At 57.2% G+C, this 23,820-nt stretch carries 23 protein-coding genes; 16 read left to right on the forward strand and 7 right to left on the reverse strand.

Annotated features, from left to right (window positions below; translation table 11 throughout):
* Positions 1–181 precede the first annotated feature (181 nt).
* Positions 182–1,258: a fatty acid desaturase family protein gene (locus tag MARHY_RS04840; protein ID WP_226374401.1), complete on the forward strand. Its 1,077-nt coding sequence runs from the start codon at positions 182–184 to the stop codon at positions 1,256–1,258.
* On the opposite strand, the gene MARHY_RS04845 is transcribed toward MARHY_RS04840, so the two are convergent.
* Positions 1,255–2,235 (reverse strand): D-2-hydroxyacid dehydrogenase, encoded by a 981-nt coding sequence (locus MARHY_RS04845; protein WP_011785683.1) that lies wholly within the window; start codon positions 2,233–2,235, stop codon positions 1,255–1,257. The genes MARHY_RS04840 and MARHY_RS04845 overlap by 4 nt on opposite strands.
* Before the next feature lie 201 nt (positions 2,236–2,436).
* Between MARHY_RS04845 and MARHY_RS04850 the strand changes: the two genes are divergently transcribed.
* The 3 genes from MARHY_RS04850 (at position 2,437) to MARHY_RS04860 (ending at position 4,519) form a co-directional block, all read left to right on the forward strand.
* Entirely contained in the window at positions 2,437–3,663 is a 1,227-nt protein-coding gene (locus MARHY_RS04850; RefSeq protein ID WP_011785682.1) for a pyridoxal phosphate-dependent aminotransferase, read from the forward strand.
* A gap of 8 nt (positions 3,664–3,671) precedes the next feature.
* Positions 3,672–3,863, forward strand: a complete 192-nt coding sequence (locus tag MARHY_RS04855; protein ID WP_011785681.1) for a CPXCG motif-containing cysteine-rich protein — start codon at positions 3,672–3,674, stop codon at positions 3,861–3,863.
* A gap of 89 nt (positions 3,864–3,952) precedes the next feature.
* On the forward strand, positions 3,953–4,519 hold the full coding sequence (locus MARHY_RS04860; protein ID WP_011785680.1) for a YceB family lipoprotein: 567 nt from the start codon (positions 3,953–3,955) through the stop codon (positions 4,517–4,519).
* A gap of 93 nt (positions 4,520–4,612) precedes the next feature.
* Here MARHY_RS04860 and MARHY_RS04865 read toward each other — a convergent pair whose 3' ends face one another.
* On the reverse strand, positions 4,613–5,872 hold the full coding sequence (locus tag MARHY_RS04865) for an aspartate aminotransferase family protein (protein WP_011785679.1): 1,260 nt from the start codon (positions 5,870–5,872) through the stop codon (positions 4,613–4,615).
* A 43-nt stretch (positions 5,873–5,915) separates the two neighbouring features.
* Positions 5,916–7,070: an isocitrate/isopropylmalate dehydrogenase family protein gene (locus MARHY_RS04870; RefSeq protein WP_014420795.1), complete on the reverse strand. Its 1,155-nt coding sequence runs from the start codon at positions 7,068–7,070 to the stop codon at positions 5,916–5,918.
* Between the two features lie 204 nt (positions 7,071–7,274).
* Here MARHY_RS04870 and MARHY_RS04875 point away from each other — a divergent pair, with 204 nt between their 5' ends.
* Both MARHY_RS04875 and MARHY_RS04880 read left to right on the forward strand, forming a co-directional pair.
* A complete protein-coding gene (locus MARHY_RS04875; RefSeq protein ID WP_014420796.1) occupies positions 7,275–8,039 on the forward strand; it encodes an EAL domain-containing protein in 765 nt (254 codons plus the stop codon).
* Between the two features lie 23 nt (positions 8,040–8,062).
* A complete protein-coding gene (locus MARHY_RS04880; RefSeq protein ID WP_014420797.1) occupies positions 8,063–8,419 on the forward strand; it encodes a hypothetical protein in 357 nt (118 codons plus the stop codon).
* Here the strand turns inward: MARHY_RS04880 and MARHY_RS04885 are convergent.
* Positions 8,413–9,315, reverse strand: a complete 903-nt coding sequence (locus MARHY_RS04885) for a LysR family transcriptional regulator (RefSeq protein ID WP_011785675.1) — start codon at positions 9,313–9,315, stop codon at positions 8,413–8,415. The two genes, MARHY_RS04880 and MARHY_RS04885, sit on opposite strands and share 7 nt — an antisense overlap.
* Positions 9,316–9,459: 144 nt before the next feature.
* Between MARHY_RS04885 and MARHY_RS04890 the strand changes: the two genes are divergently transcribed.
* The 5 genes from MARHY_RS04890 (at position 9,460) to MARHY_RS04910 (ending at position 14,527) form a co-directional block, all read left to right on the forward strand.
* Positions 9,460–10,671, forward strand: a complete 1,212-nt coding sequence (locus tag MARHY_RS04890) for an acyl-CoA dehydrogenase family protein (RefSeq protein ID WP_014420798.1) — start codon at positions 9,460–9,462, stop codon at positions 10,669–10,671.
* Between the two features lie 474 nt (positions 10,672–11,145).
* Positions 11,146–11,967, forward strand: a complete 822-nt coding sequence (locus MARHY_RS04895) for an SDR family oxidoreductase (protein WP_014420799.1) — start codon at positions 11,146–11,148, stop codon at positions 11,965–11,967.
* 21 nt (positions 11,968–11,988) lie between these two features.
* The gene (locus MARHY_RS04900) at positions 11,989–13,053 is read left to right on the forward strand and encodes a phosphotransferase family protein (protein ID WP_011785672.1); all 1,065 of its coding nucleotides are present in this window, start codon (positions 11,989–11,991) and stop codon (positions 13,051–13,053) included.
* A complete protein-coding gene (locus MARHY_RS04905) occupies positions 13,053–13,742 on the forward strand; it encodes a histidine phosphatase family protein (RefSeq protein ID WP_014420800.1) in 690 nt (229 codons plus the stop codon). The genes MARHY_RS04900 and MARHY_RS04905 overlap by 1 nt, the downstream gene beginning before the upstream one ends.
* 14 nt (positions 13,743–13,756) lie before the next feature.
* The gene (locus MARHY_RS04910) at positions 13,757–14,527 is read left to right on the forward strand and encodes an SDR family oxidoreductase (protein WP_014420801.1); all 771 of its coding nucleotides are present in this window, start codon (positions 13,757–13,759) and stop codon (positions 14,525–14,527) included.
* 72 nt (positions 14,528–14,599) lie between these two features.
* Here the strand turns inward: MARHY_RS04910 and MARHY_RS04915 are convergent, their stop codons facing one another.
* On the reverse strand, positions 14,600–15,466 hold the full coding sequence (locus MARHY_RS04915; RefSeq protein WP_014420802.1) for a DUF6279 family lipoprotein: 867 nt from the start codon (positions 15,464–15,466) through the stop codon (positions 14,600–14,602).
* A gap of 154 nt (positions 15,467–15,620) precedes the next feature.
* Here MARHY_RS04915 and MARHY_RS04920 point away from each other — a divergent pair, with 154 nt between their 5' ends.
* Together MARHY_RS04920 and MARHY_RS04925 are read left to right on the forward strand one after the other, a co-directional pair.
* Complete coding sequence (locus MARHY_RS04920) at positions 15,621–15,881, forward strand: DUF2798 domain-containing protein (protein ID WP_014420803.1); 261 nt, start codon at positions 15,621–15,623, stop codon at positions 15,879–15,881.
* A gap of 175 nt (positions 15,882–16,056) precedes the next feature.
* Positions 16,057–17,091, forward strand: coding sequence for a fasciclin domain-containing protein (locus tag MARHY_RS04925; protein ID WP_041654586.1), 1,035 nt, complete (start codon positions 16,057–16,059; stop codon positions 17,089–17,091).
* A gap of 74 nt (positions 17,092–17,165) precedes the next feature.
* Here the strand turns inward: MARHY_RS04925 and dacB are convergent, their stop codons facing one another.
* Entirely contained in the window at positions 17,166–18,737 is a 1,572-nt protein-coding gene (dacB, locus tag MARHY_RS04930) for a D-alanyl-D-alanine carboxypeptidase/D-alanyl-D-alanine endopeptidase (protein WP_014420805.1), read from the reverse strand.
* 249 nt (positions 18,738–18,986) lie between these two features.
* On the opposite strand from dacB, the gene MARHY_RS04935 reads away from it, so the two are divergent.
* The gene (locus tag MARHY_RS04935) at positions 18,987–19,754 is read left to right on the forward strand and encodes a glutathione S-transferase N-terminal domain-containing protein (RefSeq protein ID WP_041655430.1); all 768 of its coding nucleotides are present in this window, start codon (positions 18,987–18,989) and stop codon (positions 19,752–19,754) included.
* Positions 19,755–19,840: 86 nt separating this feature from the next.
* Positions 19,841–20,254, forward strand: coding sequence for a GFA family protein (locus tag MARHY_RS04940; RefSeq protein WP_014420808.1), 414 nt, complete (start codon positions 19,841–19,843; stop codon positions 20,252–20,254).
* Between the two features lie 3 nt (positions 20,255–20,257).
* On the opposite strand, the gene MARHY_RS04945 is transcribed toward MARHY_RS04940, so the two are convergent.
* Positions 20,258–21,385 carry a PQQ-dependent sugar dehydrogenase gene (locus MARHY_RS04945; protein ID WP_014420809.1) on the reverse strand — a complete coding sequence of 376 codons (1,128 nt, stop codon included), beginning with the start codon at positions 21,383–21,385 and terminating at the stop codon, positions 20,258–20,260.
* 213 nt (positions 21,386–21,598) lie between these two features.
* On the opposite strand from MARHY_RS04945, the gene MARHY_RS04950 reads away from it, so the two are divergent.
* The gene (locus MARHY_RS04950) at positions 21,599–23,776 is read left to right on the forward strand and encodes a TonB-dependent siderophore receptor (RefSeq protein WP_014420810.1); all 2,178 of its coding nucleotides are present in this window, start codon (positions 21,599–21,601) and stop codon (positions 23,774–23,776) included.
* Positions 23,777–23,820 lie beyond the last annotated feature (44 nt).

Genomic DNA, 23,820 nt, shown 5'->3' on the forward strand with positions numbered 1-23,820 from the left:
TGATTGCTTATCGGAATACGCTTGTTCTTACTTTTCTGTGCCGGTTCACTTTCTCTGTCTGTAGCCATTGTTTTATTGAGTTTACTGCTGTAGTTTTCAGCTAACAAGTGTGCGCTGAAAGTTTGGTGCATGGTGGGTTTGTTCAACAGCAAATGGTGACAGGTAAAAGATGAACGCAGCAGTGAAACCCGAAACAAGTGTGAGTGCTGTCTTCGGAAAGCCGGACGAACGGGAACTCCGGGATCGCATGAAAAAGGAACTTCCCGCTGACACGTTCAAGCCGCAGACCTGGCGGGTGACCTGGTTTCTGCCTCTGCAGGCCATTATCTGGGGTGGGCTGGCCGTTATCCTGATGGCGGGTTTGCCGCGGTACGCCAATCTGGGGCTGGCGTTGCTGGTGGGGCATACCATAGGTTGCCAGGCACTGCTAGCCCATGAGGTGCTGCATGGTGCTCTGGGCATGAGCCGGCGCTGGCAGAATGTGTTTGGCTGGCTGGGGTTTGGGCCGTTGTTGGTGCCGCCGGAGTTCTGGCGCAAGTGGCATAACGTGGTTCATCACGGTAACACCAATACCGGCGATACGGACCCGGACAGCTTCGGCACGCTTCGTCGTTACAAGACCAACCCGGGCCAGAAAAAGTTTCACAAGCTGGCTCCGGGTTCCGGTACCTGGTACAGCTATCTGTTCCTGACTTATTCGTTCACGTTCCACGCCCAGCTGGTGCTTTGGATTCAGGCGAAACGCCGCAAGCAGTTCAAGGGGTTTGAACGCCGAAAGGCCATCGCGCAGGTGTTTCTGTGCCTGGGGGGCTGGCTGGCGCTGGCTGTGGTTTCTGGCTCGCTCGCGCTGTTTACGGTGCTGATTCCGTTCATGGTGGCCAACGCGCTGGGGCAGGGCTATATCCTCACCAATCACTTCCTGCGCCCACAGACCGCCACCAATAACCCGCTGGATAACTCGATGAGCCTGCGCAGCCATCCGGTGCTGGACCGCCTGCATTTCCGATTCAGCCACCATATTGAACACCACTTTTTTCCGAAAATGGCCCACAACATGGCGCCGAGGGTTCGCAAGTGGCTGGAGGAAAACGAGCCGGAGCGTTATATGGCCATGCCTCATGGCACGGCGCTCAAGATGTTGTACACCACCCCGCGGGTCTATAAATCTCCGACGGAGTTGGTGGATCCTAATGATGAAAGCCGGGTGTTTGATTTGCTGCCGTTACAATCAGAGTACTCAGCAGCTAATCTGAATTAACTCCCGGCGTAGCCAAGCTCTTTGTTCACCAGGTTAAACAGCTCACCCCGCTTGTGCCACCGATCAAAGTTCTCCAGGAACTGATCGGTGAGCGCCCGCTTCCAGCCGATAAAATCACCGGCCATATGGGCGGTCATGATCACGTTTTCCCGCTGCCAGAGCGGGTGGTCCGAGGGCAGTGGTTCCTCTTCGAAAACATCCAGTCCGGCGCCGGCAATCTCGCCATCGTCGAGTGCCTTGAGCAGGGCTTCGGTATTGACGATCGGGCCGCGGCCGATGTTGATCAGGCGTGCGGTCTTTTTCATGGCGGCAAAGGCTTTGGCATCAAACAGGCCTTCGGTTTGTGGCGTCAACGGCGCCGCAATCACCACGAAGTCTGCATGTGAGAGCTGCTCATAGAGCTCATCGTTGCCATGCACCGCCACGAAATCCGGGTCATCATGTCTCGGGGTACGGGCGATACCGTGGGCGTGCAGGCCGATGGCATTTACCAGCCGGCCAATCTGCCGGCCGATGGAGCCAGCGCCAACCACCAGTACCTGTTTGCCCTCGGCCCGTTCGGTATCCCGGTGTTTCCACTCCTGATTCATCTGCAGCCGGATGGAGCGGGGGAAATCCTTGGCGAACATCAGGATGGTACAGAGTACGTATTCGGCGATGGTGCGGTCGAAAATGCCACGGGCGTTGGTGACCACCACATCGCTCTTGATCAGGGCGGGAAACATCAGCGCATCCACCCCCGCGCTGGTGGCGTGAATCCACTGCAGCTTGTCAGCACAGGGCCACGCCGCTTCAAGGGCTTCGGTACGGAAGTCCGTGACCATCATGACATCGGTACCGGGCAGGCTTTCACGCAGGGTGGGTTCGTCGCAGGCAAAGCGCACTTCAGCCCGGGCCTTGACCGCCTCTATGCCCGGCGGTGCCGGTTCTCCCGGTGCTGTCAGAACGGTAACGACCGGTTTGCGTGAATCTGTCATGTAACCTCCGGTGATGGTGCACTCAAATAACGACTGTCTTACTAGTCTGGTTGGCGGTTGTGGGCTGGTCAACCTGAGGCAGCCGGAACCGGTTTTTCAGGGGTTCGGTTATCCTTTAGTCCCGCTTGCTTGTACCCCCCCTCTTTCCTGACTAACCTGCAAAGGTACGCTTTTATTTACCCTGTCCCCCAGGAGGTGCTTATGGCGGAATCCGCGAACAAGGACACCGGCCAGACCAAGCCGCGTAAAGTGAAGTACCGGAAGACCAAGGCCAGTTGGAACCCTGCCATGCAGGCCATTCCTGTTTCGGGGATTCGCCGCCTGGTGAATATGGCATCCACCATGAAGGATGTGATTCATCTGTCGATCGGCCAGCCAGATCTGCCAACGCCCAAACATGTTATCGATGCCTACATTGATGCGCTCAATGCCGGCCAGACCGGTTACACCATGGATGCCGGCCTGCCAGAGCTTCTGGTTGCACTGCGGGATTACTACGGCAAGCGCTACAACCGCAAGCTCACCCGTGACAATATCCTGGTGACCAGCGGCGCTACTGAAGCTATGTATCTGGCCATTTCGGCCACCTCGGCGCCCGGGCGGCAGTTCATCGTGACCGACCCATCGTTTCTGCTATATGCACCGTTGATCCGGATGACCGGGGGTGAGGTGAAGTTTGTGCCCACGCGGGCCGAGAACAACCACCAACTGGATCCGGACGATGTGATTCGGGCCATGGGCTCGCGCACCTTTGCGCTGATCCTGAACAATCCGAACAACCCGACAGGGGCGGTGTATCCCCGCAGCACCGTGGAGACCATCCTGGAAGAGTGCGCCTATCGCGGTATTCAGGTATACGCCGATGAAGTGTATGACCACCTGATTTTTGATGACGATGATTTTGCCAGTGTCCTCAATTGCTCTATGGACCTGGATAACATCATGTGCATCAGCAGTTTTTCCAAAACCTACAGTATGGCCGGCCTGCGCGTAGGCTGGGTCATTTCCAGCCAGGCGGCGATCAAGTCCCTGCGCCGGTACCATATGTTCACCACCTCAGTGGCCAATACCCCATCCCAGTTTGCCGGCGTGGCGGCGCTGACGGCCGACCAGCAATGCGTTCAGGACATGGTGGATATTTACCGGGAGCGTCGGGACAAGGTTGTCGAGTTGATTGATCAAACCCCTTACCTGACCGGCTACAAGCCCGGTGGTGCCTTTTTCGCCTTCCCGGACTTGCCGCCCCACGTCGATGGTTCGGATCTGGCCTTGCGCATGCTCAAGGAAACCGGTGTCTGCGTGGTGCCGGGGGACGCCTTTGGTGAGCACTGCACCAACGCCTTGCGGTTCAGTTTCTCCACTACCTGCGAGCGTATGGAAGAGGCCTTCGACCGGATCATCCCCTGGATGGCCAAGCAACAGTTCTGAGGCCTGGCATGTCGGCTCTGGAATCCGTCCTGATTCAATGCCCCTACTGTTGGGAGACGCTGGATGTCAGCGTCGACCCGACCGTGCCTGAGCAGGAATATGTCGAGGACTGTCAGGTGTGCTGCCAGCCCATTGTTCTGACTGTCCAGTTGGAAGAGGGGCGAGTCGTCAGCGTGGATGCCCGCCCCGAGAATGAGTAAGCGGATGACCAATCGTTAATGCCAGTCAGTTGCGGTGCAGGGCGCTCTGGCGCAGGATAAAAGCCGACCAATTTGCAGGGAATCCAATCATGTTGAATCACGCCAAAGCCTGGCTGCTGTCTCTGTTCGTTGTGCTGACGGCTAGCGGCTGCGCAAGCCTTTCGCCCTACGCCATCTCCGAGGGTGAGATTGAGGGTCACCTGAAGGATGTGGTGGCGGAGTTTGATCGAAAACAGCTGCAGAGTGGGTCGCCTCTCAGTCTCAGCCTGGATGACGCGGATATTACCCTTGGGCCTGATGGTCGGGACGTAGCGGTGATCGACCTGCGTGGACAGGTAGCCCTGAATGCGTTGATGGCCAAGTTACCCGTGGACCTCGCTTTGAAAGTGGAGGGTGCGCCGGTATACGACAGCCAGGAGAAAGCAGTGTATATCCGACGCTTGCAGTTGCTGGAGAGCTCGATTGACTCGCCCTTCTTCAAAGGGGATCTGGCACCCATCACCGACAATGTCATGCGGGCGGTGGCTCAGATGCTGGAAACCATGCCGGTGTATCGTCTGGATGAAACCGATTTCGCCCAGCGCATGTTCGGGATGGTACCGATGGATGTTCGGGTAGCCCCAGGACGACTGGAGTTTGTGATGGCGGATCAGTAAGGCCAGATCCTGCCTTACGGTGAGTGGAAGCAAAAAAGGCCGGGTGGATGACGTTCCGCCCGGCCTTTCTGTTTGCTGGTACCTGCCTATGGCTCAGGCCGTGGCTTTCAGTGCCTCTTCGAAGATGCCGGTGGCTTCGTCAATCTGTTGCTGGTTGACGATCAGCGGCGGCAGCCAGCGCACTATTTCCTGGTATGGGCCACACCGCAGCATCAGCAGCCCCCGTTTTTCACATTCTTTCAGGATCTTGCCGGCGCGTTCTCCGTCCGGGCAGTCTCCGCGGCGCATTTCCACGCCAACCATCAGGCCTTTGCCCCGGACATCCGCCATTTCCGGGTAGTCCTTTTTCAAACTGTGCAGGTTGTCCCACAGGCGTTTGCCCATCGCATCGGCGTTCTGCACCAGGCCCTCTTCCTGAATCACGTCGATGGTTGCTATGGCGGCAGCCGCCGCTACAGCGTTGCCGCCATAGGTGCCGCCCTGAGAACCCGGCCAGCCCTTGGCCATGGTTTCTTCTGAAGCCGCCAGAGCAGAAATGGGGAAGCCGCTGGCCAGGCCTTTGGCGATCATGATGGCGTCGGGTGTTACCCCGAAGTGTTCGTGGGCCCAGAACTTGCCGCTGCGGCCGAACCCGGCCTGTACTTCGTCAAACACCAGCATGATGCCGTGCTTGTCGCAGCGCTCCCGCAACCCCTGCATAAAACGAGCGTTGGCCGGCACATAGCCACCCTCGCCCTGAACCGGCTCAATCAGCATGGCCGCGGTTTCCTTGGGGGCGGAATAGGTCACGAAGATGCGATCCAGCTCTCTCAGGCAGAAGTCCGTGGCCTCATCCAGGCTCCAGCCGTAATGGAAGGCGTGGGGGAATGGCGCGACGACCACACCCCCCATCATCGGGCTGACACCGGCTCGCAGGCCCACGCTGGAGGTGGTCATGGACAGTGAGCCCATGGTGCGACCATGAAAGCCGCCATGGAATACGATCACATTGGGGCGACCGGTGGCCTGGCGCACCAGGCGGATGGCACCTTCGGCAACTTCGGTGCCGGCATTGGAAAAGAAAAAGGCATTCAGCGGATCCGGGGTCACTGCGCCGAGTTTTTCTGCCAGTTCAGGTAGTCTCGGGTTCATGACTGTGGTGGCCTGGGCATGGATCATGGTGGCTACCTGTTTCTGGGCGGCTTCCACCACTTTCGGGTGACAGTGCCCGGTACTGGTGACACCAATGCCGGATGTAAAGTCCAGGTAACGGCGACCTTCAGGGTCAATGATATAGGCACCTTCGCCTTTGGCAGCGGTGATGCCGGTAGCCTGCTTGAGCAGGGGGGACAGTTTGCCTTTGTGGTCGGTCATGGACACCTCCCGAAGTGAATGGAATACCTCTTTTGCAGCCTAGTCAGGCCCCAAGGCGTTTACAAATAGCATCCCCGATTTCCCGGGTGCTGCGTTGTTCAGAGCCTTTCTCTGCGAGATCCGCGGCCACCGCATCAAACAGTTCCTGCCCGGCCTGGGCCAGCAACGGATCTTTTCGGCCTAGCCAGTCCAGCATGCGGGCGGTGGTAAACAGCATGGCGGTTGGATCAGCGATGCCCTGGCCGGCGATATCCGGCGCGCTACCGTGGGTGGGTTCAAACATGGAGGGCATGTCCGGGTCGGTCGGGTTCAGGTTGCAGGACGGAGCTACCCCCATGCCCCCCGAGATCACGGCGGCCAGATCGGTCAGAATATCGCCCTGGAGGTTGCTGGCTACGACTACGTCAAAGGCCCAGGGGCTGGAGACAAATTTCATGCAGGCGGCATCCACCAGTTCGTGATGGGTGGCTACATCCGGGAATTCCCGGCTGATTTCCTCAAACACTTCGGTATACATGTCACCCCAGTAGCGCAGGGCATTGCGCTTGGTGATCAGGCATACCTGGCTTTCGCAGGTCTTGCCATCCAGTGTCCGGAAGCTGCGGGTGCGGCCTTGCTGAATACGTTCTCCGGCCCGTTTACGAGCCTGTTCAAAGCCGTACCGTATAATGCGCTCAGTGGCCCGGCGGGTGAACACCTCCATCTGGGTGGCCACTTCGTCGGGCGATCCCGGGCGCAGCCGGCCACCCTGACTGACGTACTCACCCTCGCTGTTCTCGCGAATCACCAGCATATCGATGTCCTTGGCGCGGTCATCTTTCAGATACTGGCGAGCGCCGGGGAGCAGTCGTGCCGGGCGTTCACACACCCACTGGTCAAAGCCTTTTCGCATGTCCAGCAGGGGCGCGAGCGAAATGCTGTCCGGTAACAGATAGCGCTCCGGGTCGTGCATGGGGCCCGGATCTCCCAGCGCGCCCAGCAATATGGCGTCGTAGGCCTTGAGCTGCTCAAGGGCATCTGCGGGCCAGGATTCGCCGTGTTCTTCATGCCAGGCGTGAGAAGGCCATGGAAAACGGGTCCATTCCAGTGGCAGGCTGTGCCTGGATCGCAGTGTCTCCAGGCAGCGCACGGCTTCCGCGACCACTTCCGGGCCGATACCATCTCCGGGTGTTACTGCAATACGGGTGGTCTGGGCCATCCATGAACCTCCTTTTAAGAGCGGCTTGACTGATTAAATACACCAAAACCAGTGTAGACCCGCAGCCGGCAGATGCCACCCGACTATGGGAGGTATAGCGAGTTTTCGTTTTACCCGATTGCGGATGGTGTCTATAGTTGAATGTGATTGATTCTTTTACAGTTCCACCCGAATTCATTTCGAGCGAGCCGCTCTGGAGCTTCTGTGGATAGACCCTCTGTTCTTTTTGATGAGTCCCATTGCGACGAGTGCGCCTGTGGTAATGGCCTCGACTTTTCGTTCAGCTTTGCCTTCCAGCCTATTGTTGATGCCACCAATAAAACGGTGTTTGCATACGAGGCGCTGGTGCGGGGAACCGAGGGGCAAGGGGCCATGACTGTGCTGGATAAGGTGAATAGCCAGAACCAGTATGCGTTCGACCAGATATGCCGGGTCAAAGCGGTGAAGCTGGCGTCGCGGCTTGATATGAAGGCCATGTTGAGCATCAACTTCATGCCCAATGCGGTCTATCAGGCAGAATATTGCATTCGTACCACGCTGGCGGCCGCCAAGACCTATGATTTCGACACCCGGAAGATTATCTTCGAGGTGGTAGAGGGTGAGGAGATGACCTCGGTTGATCACCTCACCTCCATCATCGAAGCCTACAAGAGCATGGGGTTCAGCACCGCCATTGATGATTTCGGTGCCGGTTACTCCCGCTACAACCTGATGATCTCGAGCCCGCCGGATTTGCTGAAGCTGGATATGGGGCTGGTTCGCAACATTCATGCGGAACCCAACAAGCAGGCAGTGGTCTCAGGTATCATCACCATGATGCGCCAGCTTGGCGGCCGAATTGTGGCGGAGGGCGTGGAAACGCCGGAAGAATACTTCTGGTTTCGTTCTCAAGGGATTGCCCTTTACCAGGGCTACCTGTTCGCCAAACCGGGATTCGAATGTCTGCCGGAGCCGGTGTTTCCCGACTGATTGACTCTTAACAGGATGTTTCCGTGCTCTATCGCCTGATTACCCTGATTGGCGGCCTGGTCTTTGTGGCTGCCTTGTTTGCCCTGGTCTGGTTCTTCTGCAAGAAGTTTCTGGAACATCATGGCGTGACCGACCAGACCTCGGACCGCGCGACTGTACTGGCTACCTGGACCTTTGCCGGAATCGCCATCGGCCTGGTGTTTGCCGTCGTGGGCGCGTTCGTGCTTGGCCCATGGGCGTTCTATCGCACCCTGCGCGGTCATGGTGTCGACATTGCCGATGGTGCGGCTATCTGGTGGGGCTTCGGTATCGTGGCGGTATCTCTGGCGATTACCGCGGCTGGCTTCTTCGGCTTTCTGATGCTGGTCGGAGCCTATTGAGCCTTTTGCAGGTTGCGCAGCAAGTCCCGAAACCACACCAGCGCCGGTTCCTGTTCATAAGCCTTGTGCCAATACAGATGCACATCAATCGACGGCATCTCCACCGGCGGCGCCAGCACTTCGATGTCGGTGTTCTGGGCAATGATCCGGGCGTAGGTTTCCGGCATCGTCAGTAACAGGTCTGAGCTCTCCACCACCCGGCAGGCCGCGTAGTAATGCTGGCAGCGTAGGCGAATAGTGCGCTGGGCGCCGTGGCGGGAGAGCTCGAAATCCTCAATACCCGGGCCCTCGGCTCGTGACGACACCAGAATGTGCCGGGCCTCCAGGTAGCTGGCCATATCCAGCCCTTGCGCAATGACCGGGTGACCCTTTCGCGCCAAGACCACCAGTCGGTCCTGCCTCAGCAGTTCATGACTGGTCTGGTTGCTCACTGGCAATAACACATCAATGGCAAAGTCCAGCTTGCCTGCGGCCAGTTGCGTTTCCATGTCTCGTCTTGCCACCCGTTGACTCTGAACCTCCATGTCCGGATACGGCGCGAGTTTTGAAATGAGTTGAGGCAGGAAGGTGGATTCTAGAACATCCCGAAGGCCGAGGGCGTAGGTTTTACGCTGGCTGGCGGGGTCGAAGGCGTGAAACTGATTCACTGCACTCTGGATCTGGTTCAACCCCGGGCGCATGGATTCCAGAAACCGTCGGGCCAGGGGGGTGGGCACCATCTGGTTACCCTGGCGGGTAAACAGCGGATCATTGAAATGATCCCGAAGCCGAGCCAGGGAATGGCTGATCGCAGGCTGGGTCAGATGCAGAGCCTTTGCGGCCCGCGTCAGGCTTCCTTCCCGATAGATAGTGTCGAAAACATGCAGCAGGTTCAGGTCCGGTCGATTCAGCGCCATGATGAGGTTCCGTTTTCTGAATAAGCATGATTAATGATAAACGATAAGAACAATTCAGTCGCGTAATAACGCGTTGGCTCCTAGACTGATTCCCATCTGATCGACATTGCCCCCGACAGGGCGGCCAGCGCGAGGAGCTGCACCATGGATTTCAATATTTCCGAGAAAGGCCAGGATTACCTGAAGCGCGTGAAACAGTTCATGCGCGACGAGATTTTTCCCATTGAGGAGCAGTATCACAAGGAGCTTGCTTCTCAGGAAAACCGCTGGGTGGTGCTGCCGATCATCAAAGAACTGAAAGAAAAAGCCAAGGCCCAGGGCCTGTGGAACATGTTCTTTCCTGACGACAAGTACGGCTGTGGCCTGCTCAACTCCGACTACGCCCTGATTGCCGAAGAAACCGGTCGCAGCTTCATCGCCCCGGAAATCTTCAACTGCAACGCGCCGGATACCGGCAACATGGAAGTACTGATCCACTACGGCTCCGAAGAACAGAAAGCCGAATGGCTGCCGAAACTGCTGAGCGGTGAAATCCGCTCCGCCTTCTGCATGACAGAACCGGCCGTTGCCTCTTCCGATGCCACCAACATGGAAGCCACCGCCACCGTAGAAGGTGACGAAGTGGTGCTCAACGGCCGCAAATGGTGGAGTACCGGCATTGGCCACCCAGACTGCAAAGTGGGCATCTTCATGGGGGTAACCGACCCGGACGCGCAGAAGCACCGCCGACACTCCATGGTGCTGGTGCCGCTGGATGCCCCGGGCATCACCATCGAGCGCATGCTGCCGGTCTTTGGCGCCTACGACGAGCCCTACGGCCACGGCCAGGTGTTGTTCGACAACGTACGTTTGCCCAAAAGCGCCATCATCGCCGGCCCGGGCCGCGGCTTCGAAATCGCCCAGGGCCGTTTGGGGCCCGGCCGCGTGCACCACTGCATGCGTGCCATCGGAGCTGCCGAGCGCGCTCTTGAGATCATGATCAAGCGCGCCATGACCCGCGAAGCCTTTGGCCGGCCAATCGCCAAGCTGGGCGGCAACCCGGACATCATCGCCAATGCCCGTATGAACATCGAACAGGCGAGGTTGCTGACCCTGAAATGTGCCTGGGCTCTGGATACCAAGGGCATTATGGGCGCGTTGCAGGAAGTGTCCATGATCAAGGCGGTGGTGCCGAAGATGCTTCAGCAGATTGTGGATGACGCGATTCAGATTCACGGCGGGGCCGGTGTCAGCGACGATGATTTCCCGCTGACAGCGTTATTCGGCTACGCTCGGGTTCTGCGGTTGGCCGACGGTCCCGACGAAGTGCATCGAGCCATGGTGGCTCGCCTGGAGCTTCGGAAGTATAAGTCCTGATTTTGGGCTTGGGTGCTTTGGCTCTTCTGGCCTCTTGGCTCGGAGTGGGTGGCCGTTGGGGTGGCGCTTCTGAAAAGCGCTCCTTCGGCACGTCCATGTGGCGCTTGTGTTCCGCCATCCATGGCTCCACAAATTTTCAGAAGCGCCACCCCAACGGCCACATCCAACTTTTGGGAGGGACTTCCCTGAACAAATGCTGGTGGTTTTGCCAAGGTGGATCTCGAATGGGTTACCGAGCGGTGCGCCAAAGAATTTTCTTCTTTTGAACAGCATACTGGAGAGTATGGGAGTTGGTGCCAGAGGGCCCTTTCCAAAAATTTCGGAGGCCATGGATGGCCGGAGAGAAGCGCACATGGATGTGCTTGTAGCGGTTTTTGGAAAGGGCCCTCTGGCACCAACTCTTTCTCATAAGCATAAAGAACGCGAACTCCAAAATACAAAACGAACTCAAACGTAGAAACGGTGAGCACGAACATGACACAGAGAGTATTCATAACCGGCGGGGCCAGTGGCCTGGGCCGGGCGATTGCATTGCGGTATGCCAAAGAAGGCGCGAAAGTCTGCATCGGGGACATTAACCCGGAGCAGGGTGTGTCCGTTGAGGCGGAACTGAACCAGGCCGGCGGCGAAGGTTATTTCGTGGAATGCGATGTGCGCCGCCTGAGCGACTTCGAGAAAGTCCGTGATGACCTGGTCCAGAAATGGGGGGGAGTGGACGTAGTCGTGAACAACGCCGGCGTTGCCTCCGCAGGCTCCATTGAAGACACCACCATCGGTGACTGGGAATGGATTCTCGACATCAACGTACTTGGCGTCGTGCGTGGCTGCAAAGCCTTTACCCCGCTGTTCAAGGAACAAGGCTCCGGCGCGTTTGTGAATGTCGCCTCCATGGCCGGGCTTATGCTGGCGCCATTGATGGACAGCTACAATGTTTCCAAAGCCGGGGTGATAGCCCTGTCGGAAACCCTCAGCCAGGAATTGCGTGATTCCGGCATTCACGTCAGCTGCGTGTGCCCGGCGTTCTTCCAGACCAACCTGGCCAGCACCATGCGTTCGGATATTCCCGGTATTCAACAGAACGTGAACAAGCTGATGAAGCGCTCCAGCATCACCGCCGAAGACGTGGCCGAGGATATCTTCCGCAGTGTGAAAGACAAAGACTTCTGGGTACTGCCCCACGCCAAAGAGCGCCGTATGTGGATGCTCAAGCGCCACGCACCCTGGGCGTTTGACTGGCTGATGCACCAGGAAACCAAGCGCTGGATGAGCAAGATGGGTAGCAAGGCGAACGCCTGAACACATCACAGGAGAGATTGAATGACACAGATCGACCAGGCCGTAGACATCCGGGAAGGCGAAGAGCTGGATATCAGCGCCGTCGACCAGTTCATGAAGAAGGCCATTCCGGGCCTGGAAGGCCAGCCGAGCATCAAGCAGTACCCCGGTGGTGCGTCCAACCTGACCTATCAGGTGGATTATGGCGACCAGTCATACGTGCTGCGCCGGCCACCGTTCGGCAAGATCGCCAAGTCCGCCCACGACATGCTGCGGGAAGCGCGGGTGATGGAGGCGTTGAAGCCAGTCTATCCCTACGTGCCCAACATTGTTGCCATTTGCGACGATCACAGTGTACTGGGGTGTGATTTCTATGTAATGGAGCGCCTGAAGGGCATCATTCTGCGCCAGGATTTCCCGAAGGATTTGGAATTGAGCGCCGAAGACACTCGCAAACTGTGCCTGAACGTGATCGACAAGCTGGTGGATCTGCATACGGTGGACGCCAAGGCCGCAGGCCTGGACAAGCTGGGCAAGGGCGCGGGTTACGTGCAGCGGCAGATTGGCGGCTGGAGCGACCGCTTCCGCAAGGCCCGTACCGACGATGTCGGTGACTTCGAAGAGGTCATGGCCTGGCTGAACGATAAGATGCCGGATGATATCGCTCAGGTGGTTATTCACAACGACTACCGTTTCGACAATGTGGTGCTGAACCCGGACAACCCGTTTGAAGTGATTGGCGTGCTGGACTGGGAAATGGCCACTATTGGTGATCCGCTGATGGACCTGGGCAACAGTCTGGCCTATTGGATCGAAGCCGACGATGAAGGCCCGTTCCAGATGCTGCGGCGCCAGCCCACGCACCGGCCGGGCATGCTGACTCGTAAAGAAGTGGTGGACTACTACATGGAGAAATCCGGCTTCCGGGCGGAAAAGTTCGACTTTTATGAAATTTACGGGCTGTTCCGCCTGGCGGTGATCATCCAGCAAATCTACTACCGCTTTTATCACGGCCAGACCAAAGACAAACGCTTCGCCGCCTTTGGCCACGCCGCCAACTATCTGGAGAAACGGTGCCAGCGCCTGATTAGCGAGAGCACCCTGTAATGGCCACGATTTATCTGGTGCGCCACGGTCAGGCCAGTTTCGGCAAGGAAAACTACGACCAGCTCTCGCCGCGAGGCTGGGAGCAGGGCAGGATTCTGGGCCGCTGGCTGGCGGGCAAGGTGGAGCCGGGTGCTGTTTTTGGCGGTAACCTGCAGCGCCATCGGGAAACTGTGGAGGCGATCACTACCGGTTACGGTGTCAGCCTGCCGGATATGCAGGTGCTGGAAGGCCTGAACGAGTTTGATCATCTGGAAGTGGTGGAGCGCCTGCGCCCGGAATGGGCGGATAAACAGGTAATGGCGCGAGACCTCGCCAGCTTTCCCAAACCTGCAAGAGCCTTCCAGCAGGCTTTCGAGAAGGCGGTGACCCGCTGGGTGAGTGGCGAGTTCGACCAGGAATACAGCGAAACCTGGAACGGATTCCGGCAGCGGGTTGGCCATGCACTGGATCAGCTGATTGAACTGGCCGATGGTGCCGATGTGATTGTGTCCACCTCTGGCGGCCCCATTGCGGTCATTGCCCAGCGCCTGCTTGAACTGTCAGACCGCAAGGCGCTGGAGATGAACAATGTGATTGCCAACACCAGCGTGTCCCGCATTCTGTATTCCGGCCCCCGGCGCAGCCTGGCCGTATTCAACAACTATAGCCACCTGGAAGCGGAAGACCCCGCCCTGGTGACATTCCGATAAGCTGAGGGAATTCCATGAGCAACAAAAACCTGTTCGACCTGACTGGCAAAGTCGCCCTGGTAACCGGCGCCAGCCGCGGTATCGGCGAGAGTATCGCCCGTACGCTGGCTCATTACGGTGCTCACGTGATTGTCAGTAGCCGCAAGATTGACGGTTGTGAGGCCGTGGCCAGTAGCATCCGTGAAGACGGCGGCAGCGCCGAAGCCTTCGCCTGCCACATTGGCGAGATGGACCAGATTGAAGCGGTGTGGGAGCACATCGCCAAAGCGCACGGCAAACTGGATATCCTGGTGAACAACGCAGCCGCCAACCCATACTTCGGTCCGGTGGAAGACACCGACCTGGGTGCTTTCCACAAAACCGTAGATGTGAACATCCGTGGTTACTTCTTCATGTGCGCCCGTGGCGCTCAGCTGATGAAAAAGAACGGTGGTGGTTCCATTGTGAACGTGGCCTCGGTTAACGGCGTAAATCCCGGCCACTTCCAGGGCATCTATTCGGTGACCAAGGCAGCAGTGATTTCCATGACCAAATCTTTCGCTATGGAGCTGGGCCAGCAGAATGTGCGGGTAAATGCCTTGTTGCCGGGCCTGACCGATACCAAATTTGCCAGCGCCCTGACCACCAATGAGGCCATCAAGAAGCAGGCCATGGCCCACATCCCGATGAAGCGTGTGGCGGATCCCGATGAAATGGCGGGTACTGTGCTGTACCTGGTGTCTGACGCTTCCAGCTATACCACAGGAGCCTGCATTAATGCGGATGGTGGTTACCTGACGGTCTGACACAGATCGAGACGCAAAAAGGGCCGGATGATACGGATTCATCCGGCCCTTTTTTGGTATCGCGATCCGTGTTTAGCTGCAGGTCAGCGCTGCAAAATCTCCTTTCAGCTCACTGGCCCTGGCCAGCAGCTGATCTTGATGCCGGCTATCTCCAGCCTGCAGAAGATCGTGCATCAAGCCGGCCATCGCCACCCGGCTTTCGGCCAGCATGGCCTGGTATTCCGCTCCTCTGGCGCGCTCTGAGTGAACCAGCAACTCGTTCACCTGTTCAGCAAAGCCGGCCTGGCGTCGTCTCTCCAGCGTGTCGAGCAATGCCAATTGCCAGTTTCTCCGCCCTGTTAACCAGATTTCCGTTTGCCGGCCACGGTTCGCTGACCAGTTTTCGACGATGGCCCGCTGTTGCTGATTCAGGTCGCCAAGCCATCGTTCAATACGCTCAATAGTCCGTTCAGAGCGCGCCTGTGCGGTTTGAGCGGGTGTTCCCTCCAGCATTTCCTGCTCCAGCTCCTGCTGCTTCTCCGCCATGTTGTCGGCTAGTTGCGCTACCTGCTCATCCGATAGAGAAGACAGCAGATTAACGGCTACCGGAGTGGCCCGTTCCAACAATTCGGGTAAGAAGTCCATGAGTTGTTCCTGGTGGAACAGAACCGTGGCCTCGCTCGGCTTCCCTTCCTCCAGATCTGATTTGAGGACTGCCAACCATTGCTGGTAACGGGGCAACTCTGCCGAGCAATGCCATTGTCTGAGCGCTTCCAGATCCTGACTCAACTGAGCTTCCTGTTCACCGGTCAGGCTGATGTAATCCTCCACCCACCAGACGACGCCCCAGTCGGCGTAGCGGTAGGCCAGGCGCGTCTGACTGCAGCCCGCTAAAAACATCAGCAACACCAGCCCGACGATCCAGCGGGCGCGGCAGGTTCCGGGCGTTGGGTCATCCATTACCTGTGCTCCTTGGTAAAAAGCCGTATGGAAAAATGTTGCATGCTCACTAAGATGTTGCGATCCAGCATCGGTGGCCGCGTCTTTTCTCCTACGCTGCGGTCGCCTGAATGGATTCGGCAGTGTTCCATACGTTAAAACCGGGAAGGAAAACATGTCCAGTTACAAGCAAACGCGTGTGCGCCAGTTTGTTTTTGCCTTTTACATGTCCGGCATCATGTCGCTATTGATGTCCGGGATTATCACCCTGATCAACACCGGCCTGACCGAGGGGTATTTCCATCGCTGGGGCGCAGCATTTGTGGTGGCCTGGACAGTGGCCTTCCCGCTGGTCAGCTTTATCGCACCAATGGCAGGCAAAATGGCGGACTGGACCATGGCCCGATTGTTTTCCAAAGAACGCCGGCCAGACTGATAAAGGCACTGTATCGCTGTAGTTCAGCTTACAATTGTTCGCTGTAATGTAAAAAACTGTAAATCCGTTTCTCTCGCCTTACCGTAATTTGCTTTCGATACTGGTCAGGGACTGAATCAGTGCAGGTTCGAACCACTTTAACCTGGTAATCAACCCTCCAGACGAGGCACGAAAAATGAAAGCAAAATACGCTTTACCCATGGTTTTAGCGGGCAGTGTCATGCTATCCGGTTGTTGGCTTGATGACGATGATAACGACGATAACGGCACTACCGAGGCTGCAACGCAAAGCATCCTGGAAATCGCTGTTGAGAATGCAAACACGACGATTCTGGAAGCTGCCGTTCTTGAGGCCGATCCATCCATCGCGGAACTGCTCGGTGGAGATGACCAGTTAACGGTGTTCGCACCGACAGACGCCGCCTTTGAAGCCCTGTTGGGCGATCTGGGACTTACAGCGGAACAGTTGTTAGCCAACACGGAGTTATTAAACGCGGTTCTTACCTACCATGTCCTTGCAACGTCTGTGGGTGAAGTGAAGGCTGCCGCTGCGATCAGCGTCGCGCAAAGCCCGGTCCCACAAAACCTCGTTCCAACCGTGAATGGTGAAAACGTCGCGCTGTCGATTTCACAGGAAAGCGGAGAAGACGTGCTGTACGTCAACACGTCTCGAGTGACGGGGCCAGATGTAGACGCCACCAATGGTGTTATTCACATTATCGACAAAGTGCTGCTTCCGCCTCCGAGCGATCTCAGTGATACAGATTCAACGATTGCAGAAATCGTAACCGCGCTGGCAGGGGCTGAGAATGCGGAGTTTACAACGCTACTTGCTGCACTCCAGACCCCTGGTGCGGCAGCGTTGCTCACTGCAGCTTCGGACGTTGATGCAACCTTGACGGTGTTCGCGCCAACAGATGCCGCTTTTGAGGCGCTACTGACGGATCTCGGTATTACAGCCGGCGACTTGCTCAATGATCCGAATCTGCCAGCCATTCTGAGCCAGCATATTCTCGGAACTACGGTCGGCTCTCTAACGGCATACGCCTCTAACGGCGGAACTGTAACAACATTGGCCAGCAACAACTTGAACGTTGATATACAGGACAACGCTCTGGTTATCGAGGGCAGTACCGTCGTCGAAGCTGATGTTGAGGCGTCTAACGGCGTGATTCATGTGATCGACGAGGTAATTTTTACAGTCGACTGACAGACGAAACACGCTTTCTTTGTATAAAGCATGAGTGCCTGGCCGGCTGCTGCAGCCGGCCTTTTTATATTGACTTACTGAATCGAAGACGCAGGATTTTCGTCGGCAGACCGGGATAAGGTCATGCCCACGGGAGGCCGGAAATGCAGAGAGTAGAGTACCCGATCCAGAACCGCCTGACCGTTCCAGGCCGGGTCGTTGTTCACCATACCGACAATGGCCCAGGTAGTGTTGTTATCGTCGCGGGTGAACCCCGCGATTGAACGAACATTCTCCAGATAACCGGTCTTGATGCGGCCTTCGCCATCCATACCGGTGTTGCGAAGCCTGCGCGCCATGGTCCCGTCCATGGCGATAATGGGCATGGAGGCCATCAGATCGGAGGCGTAGGGGCTGTCCCAGGCCTGTTGCAGTATCTGGGCGCCTTGCCGGGCCGTGATGCGACCATGGCGGGTGAGCCCGGCACCATTGTCAATCACCATGCCAGCAGTGTTGATGCCCATATTCTCCAGCCATTCGTACACTGTGCGGATGCCGGCTACCCGGTCGTCTTTGTCATCTTCCTTGCGGAACTCGGCGCCAATGGTCAGCAGCATCTGGCGTGCCATGACGTTGCTGCTCCATTTGTTGATGTCTCGCACCATGGAAACCAGATCTGGTGAGGTGGTGCGCATGACCAGCCGTGCATCTTCCGGAGTGCTCTCAAAGCGGTCGCCACCGCTGACAATAATGCCCATGTCCGACAGCACAGAGCGAATCACGGAAGCGGAGTACCGTTCGTGCGGTAGCAGAGACAGGTAGGTGGTGCTGCGGCAGCCTTGCGGTAACTGCCCGGTTACCCGAACCGTTACCTGATGGTTTTCATGAAATACCGGCTCCCAGTCAAAGCGGCTACGAGCAGGGCAGGGACCTTCCGGTAATGCGGTTACCCGGTTATCAATGGAGACTTCGCCCAGATCCGGGGTTGTCCAGGCCTGTGTTCCACGCTCATCGGCGCGTACCTGGAAATGCAGCAGATTCAGGTTGGTCAGATAGCCGGAGGGTTCCACCAGAAAGGGCGCGTGGGGGTTGTCGCCGTTATCCTCGAACGTCGGGAAGCCGCCGTCGACGCGGAAATAGCTGCCATCCAGTACCAGGTCGCCTTCAATGCGGCTAATGCCCATGCTCTTGAGTTCACGCAGGGTGCTCCAGAGCCGTTCCAGAGTCAGTTTGGGATCGCCGCCGAAGCGCACGTAGAGGTTTCCTTCAAGGCTGTCGCCCACCATCATGCCGTCTGTAAGGAAATCGGTCTTCCAGTGGTGGGTAGGGCCCAGGAGTTCCAGGGCAGCATAGGTGGTTACCAGCTTCATGATGGAGCCCGGGCTCATCAGTGTGTCAGCGTTTACATACTGCTCAATGCCCGGGCCGTTAAGGGGAATAACGGCAACACTCAGGGCTTCATCGCTGTTCAGGGATTTGCTGGCATAACTTCGGATCTGGCTGGCCCAGTGACGGGAGCTGGCGAAGGCCTCTTCCGCAGAGGTCTGTTCTTGAGCGAAAGCCAGACCGAGCGGGGCGCTGGCCAACGCGATGGCCAGCGCCACTGCTCCTGACGCAAATCTGCCTGTGGCAAGGCCTTTGCCCGCCTGCAACCCCTGAGTATTCATGACCGGAACCCGTTGTTGTGTTCTCTCTGTACAATAGCCCATTCCGGGCGTATGTACTATGCAGAAAAGCTATACATGACGTTAAAAATTGGCAGTAGAGTCTTTGTTTATATTGAGTTTTTGTGACATCGAGTAAGTGGCCTGAAGAATCAGTGAGTTAGTATGACGTCGGCACAGTGGCCTGCGGGCCAATGGGCACAGATTCTCCTGTGGGACAATGCAGAAAATGACGAAAACAAGGGAACTATCATGTTAAAAACTCTGAGACATCAGGTGAATGTGCTGGAATCGGTGGCCACTTCCTCTTTTGCAGCCTGGCGCGGGTGCCTGGTTATCAAGGCCGTTCCGCAACCTGAGAAACCGCTGGTTCTCTATGACATTGAAGCCTGTCCATACTGCCGACGTGTTCGTGAGGTGCTGACGGCATTACATCTGGACGTAGAGATTCGACCCTGCCCGAAGGGTGGTCGGGTATTTCGCCCGGAAGCCGAGGCCTTGGGGGGAAAGCAGCAGTTTCCCCTGCTGCATGACCTGAACACCGGCGAAGTGTTGTATGAATCCGAGGCGATTATCGAGTATCTGTTCCGTCAGTATGCGCATCGTTCCGTGCCGCGCTACTACCAGGGCCGTCCCTGGCAACCGGCACTCGGTGCTGCAGGCTCCGGGGCCAGTGAACTTCGCGGGATGCGGGCGCGGCCAGCCCAGCGCCCTGAGCAGGGGCTTCATTTGTGGAGTTTCGAAGGCAGCCCGTTTTCGCGCCTGATTCGGGAACGACTCTGCGAAAACGAGATTCCGTACACTTTGCATAATCTGGGCAAGGAACACTGGACCGAAGTCGGACCTGCCCGGCAGCGCATCAAACCCGGTCCGTATCGGCCCATTCCTGGCGGCAAACGGGACGCGTTTTTCCAGCAACATGGCCGGGTGCAGGTGCCCTACCTGGAAGATCCCAATAGCGGGGAGGGGTTGTTTGAATCGGCGCGCATTCTTGCTTATCTGGAAAAAAACTACGGGTAACGAGTTTGCGGAACCAGGGCTGCTAATCCGGCTGCCAGCCGGTATCATCTGCGCGAACAGTGAGTCTTCGCGGAGTCAGGAGTGTTATGTATACCGGCCAGTGCCTTTGTGGCGATATCCAGTTTGAATACGATGGCCCAATAGGGCCCGTGGCGCTGTGCCACTGCAGCCAGTGCCGCCGCAATCATGGCAGTGCCTTTTCAGCCAGTGCGCCGGTTCAGGCTGTCCGGTTCCGATTTACGGCCGGTGAGGACCGGATCACCGAATTTGAATCCCGGCCCGGCAAATACCGGGCCTTCTGTAGCCGTTGTGGAAGCCCTCTTTACAGCCGGGTCGACGCTATTCCTGGCATCCTCAGGCTGCGAATTGGCGTGATCAATGAGCCGCTGGGAAAAAAGGCGGCCCAGCACGTTTATGTGGGGTCGAAATCCGACTGGTTCGAGATCACCGACAACCTGCCGCAGTTCGAGAAAACCGAAAGAACCAACGATCCGCACTGAGCCTCAATCCGCCGGCACCATCCGGTATACCTTGCCGTTATCGGAGTCGGTCAGCAGCCAGAGTGCGCCGTCTGGCCCCATACGCACGTCGCGGATACGTTCACCCAGTTCGGTGAGCAGATCTTCCTCCTCGATGACTTTTTCTCCGTCCAGGGACAAGCGCACCAGTTTCTGAAGCTTCAGGGCGCCGACAAAAAGATCGCCCTGCCACTGCGGGAAAAGATCGCCGGTGTAGAACGCCATGCCAGAGGGCGCAATGGATGGGTCCCAGTAATGCAGTGGTTCTGTGATGCCTTCCATCGTGGTACGACTGGAGATCGGCAGGCCCGAGTAGTCAATGCCGTAGGTGACCTTGGGCCAGCCATAGTTATTACCCGCGCGAAGGATGTTGACCTCATCGCCACCCCGGGGGCCATGTTCATGGCTCCAGATCTCACCGGTTTGTGGGTGCCGGGTCATACCCTGAATGTTGCGGTTGCCATAGGTGAAGAAAGACGCTTTGAAGCCGCTTCGATCGGCAAAGGGGTTGTCCTCTGCCGGCTCACCGCTGATGGTGATTCTGTGAACGCCACCGGCATCGTCTGCGGTATCCTGGGCACGATCCATTTCACCCCGGTCACCGACTGAGATGTATAGATTGCCGTCGCGATCAAACTGCATCCGGCCTGCGAAGTGCCGGCTGGTGTTTGAACGGGGAAGAGCCTCGAAGATCACCTCGACATCTTGCAAAGAGTCGTCAGCCAGAGTTGCCCGGGCAACCCGGGTGGTCATGCCCTCGCGATTACGGTGAGCGTAGCTAAGGAACAACAGCCGGTTAGCCTCGAAATCCGGATGCAGCAGTACATCCAGCAGGCCACCCTGGCCCGAAACGACTAGCTCCGGCAGGCCTTTGACTGGTTCACTGCGAAGTTGCCCATCTTCCAGAATTCGTAAACGGCCCTCCCTTTCGGTAATCAGTGCAGATCCGTCGGGCAGGAAAGCGATGGCCCAGGGGTGTTCCAGCCCCGCGGCTACGGTTTCCAGATGAAAGTCTGCCTTTTCGGATTGAAAGGTCTGGTTTGCCTGTGTGGCCAGGGCTGCCGAGACCAGTAGGCTGGCCAGAGTCCACTTCCAGAATTTGCGCTTGAACATATCCGTCTCCGCCTCTCTGTTGTTCTTGGAGATCTTCAGCACCTGCAATAACCATAGCAGGTCGTGGTATTGCGGCCGATGCGAGCCTCTGGAGATATAGAGTTTCGCGATAATTTCGGATCATTTACATTTGGTGTTCCAAATCTAAACTATTCGCATTAACATAGTGGGGTTTAAAAATGACGTGGTCTTAATCAACCAAGGAGCCGTTAGATGTCTCTGAATCCGGAGCCCCGATTTAGAAGAAAAACCCTGATCACTGCCATGATGTGTGTGACTCTGCCAGGACTGGCAGCAGCGCAGGGCAGCGAACCGAAGGCATTGGAAGCCCTGGATGTTACCGCAACCCGTGGCCAGGTGGCCTCGGAAACGACGGAGAGTTACATCAGCGGAGCCAGCACAACCTCCATGAAGATGGAGCTGTCACACCGGGAGGTCCCTCAGGCCGTCACGGTCATTACCCGCGAACAGATGGACGATTTCGCCCAGAACGACATTAACGATGTTCTGGAAGGCACCACCGGTGTCACCGTAGAGTCGGTGGAAACAGACCGCACGTATTACACCTCACGTGGTTTCGATATCAACAACTTCCAGTACGACGGTGTTGGCATGCCGGCGGTATATGACAACGTTCAGGGTGAGCTGGACACCGCCTTCTTTGATCGCGTGGAGGTGGTTCGGGGCGCCAACGGTTTGATGACCGGTTCCGGCAGCCCGGCCGCGACAGTCAACTTTATCCGCAAGCGCCCAACCGCTGACACCAATGCCTCGGTTGCGGTGACTGGTGGTTCCTGGGACAAAAAACGGATTGTCGGTGATGTTTCCGGTGCCGTGTCTGAATCCGGGGCGGTGCGCGGCCGTGTGGTTGCAGGTTATGAGGACAAAGGCTCCTACCTGGACCGGTATAACAACGAAAAGCAGATGTTCTACGGGGTGCTGGAAGCAGACCTGACTGATACCACGTTGCTGACCCTTGGCCACGCCGTTCAGACGTCTGATACAGACAGTCCGTTGTGGGGTGCGCTGCCTTTGTTCTACTCCGATGGCTCAGCGACGGATTTTGCGCGTTCAACCAGCACGGCGTCAGACTGGTCCTACTGGGACAACACCCAGCACAACAGCTTTGTTGAATTGCGTCAGGAGCTTGCTGGTGGCTGGAGAGCCACGGGCACGGTGTTCCGGCTGGAGAATGAAAGTGAGTCCGAACTCTTTTATCAGTATGGTACTCCGGATCGCCAAACGGGTGAGGGACTTAAAGCCTACCCCAGTCAGTACGACCTGGATGTAGAGCAGTGGGTCGTGGATGCATACGCTACCGGCCCGTTCCAACTGGCTGATCGAACCCATGAGCTGGTTTTGGGGGCATCCTGGTCGCGCTCAGAGACGGTGGATGAGTCTCGTTATGGCCGCGGCATCGGGACTCCCTTGCCACCGCTCAATGAGTGGGATGGGAACTACCCCAAGCCTGCTTTCGATAATGGTGTTGGCGGCTCTGACTGGACCGACCGCGAAACGTCCACCTATGCTGCCGCTCGTTGGTCCCTGACCGATCAACTCACCGCCATTACAGGGCTCCGTCTGACCTGGCTGGATAACAAGGGCGAAAGCTACGGAGCGACCAAGGAAAGCAGCTACGATGCCGTAGAAACACCCTATGCAGGTCTGATCTACGACATCAATGACGATCATTCGGTCTACGCCAGCTATACCGAGATTTTCACTCCCCAGACTGAGGTGGACATCAATCGTGATCGACTGGATCCGATTGACGGGGTCAACTACGAGCTGGGCCTGAAAAGTGAGTTTCAGAACGACCGTGTGAATACCACTATTGCTTTGTTCCAGACTGAGCAGAAGAACGTAGCCGAGGCAGAAGGTTTGTTCGCCGGAACCAATGATTCTTACTACACCGCTGTGGATGGGTTGACCAGCCAGGGTGTGGAAGCCGAAATAGTGGGTGATCTCACCGACCGAATCCAGCTCTTCGCCGGTTATACCTATGTGGATATTGAGGACAAGGATGGTAAAGGGGCCAAGTCCTTCGTGCCAGAGCATCTAGCCCAGTTGCGCGCTACCTGGAAGGTGCCTGGGGTCGAAGGGTTCAAGCTTGGTGGCAAGGTACGCTGGCAGTCTGAGATTACCCAGGAACAGGGTGTTGCTACTACCGGCCCGAATGCCGGTGAGACCATCGTCACAGAGCAGGACAGCTATGCGGTGCTGGATCTGATGGCAAGCTATGATTTCGCCCGACACTGGAATGCAACCCTGAACGTAAACAACGTTACCGACGAGAAGTACATCGAGAGCCTGAAAAAATTTGGTGCCTCGGCCCAGGGTTTCTACGGTGAGCCGGCCAATGCCAGCCTGACCGTTTCCTGGGTGTATTAATCACAGGGTGGGGCAGTCGGCGCTGCGCTGGCTGCCCCGGTTTT

This window comes from Marinobacter nauticus ATCC 49840, from assembly GCF_000284615.1.
GTDB classification, from domain to species: Bacteria; Pseudomonadota; Gammaproteobacteria; order Pseudomonadales; family Oleiphilaceae; genus Marinobacter; species Marinobacter nauticus.